This is a genomic window from Lactobacillus sp. M0403, from assembly GCF_016101265.1.
Lineage (GTDB): Bacteria > Bacillota > Bacilli > Lactobacillales > Lactobacillaceae > Lactobacillus > Lactobacillus apis.
The window spans coordinates 1-419 of the sequence record NZ_JACFQV010000018.1; the positions used below are offsets into that span (position 1 = coordinate 1).

At 47.0% G+C, this 419-nt stretch carries 2 tRNA genes; both read left to right on the plus strand.

The window, feature by feature from the left end:
- Nucleotides 1–111: 111 nt before the first annotated feature.
- Nucleotides 112–185, plus strand: a tRNA-Ile gene (locus tag H3T48_RS08815).
- A 50-nt stretch (nucleotides 186–235) separates the two neighbouring features.
- Nucleotides 236–308: transfer RNA gene (locus tag H3T48_RS08820), tRNA-Ala, on the plus strand.
- Nucleotides 309–419: the final 111 nt, after the last annotated feature.

Sequence of the window (419 nt, forward strand, 5' to 3'; positions counted from 1 at the left end):
AGTAGAGATACTAGCAGAGGTCTTGTAAAGCAGGAAGCACATGAGTAGCGAGAACATTGTTTAGTTTTGAGGGTAGTACCTCAAAGAAGAAAAGACAGAAACGCTAGAGACGGGCCTATAGCTCAGCTGGTTAGAGCGCACGCCTGATAAGCGTGAGGTCGATGGTTCAAGTCCATTTAGGCCCATAGGCAAAGACAGCATAGCAGTCGATGTCTAAAGAATTTAATAGAAACATGGGGGCTTAGCTCAGCTGGGAGAGCACCTGCTTTGCACGCAGGAGGTCATCGGTTCGATCCCGTTAGCCTCCATCGGGTTCCGAAAGGAGCCCAATGGCTAGTACATTGAAAACTGAATATAATCCAAGAAAAACCGAGAAACAATCAAAGAGAACAGATTGCAAGAGCGACCGAGAGAGTTCG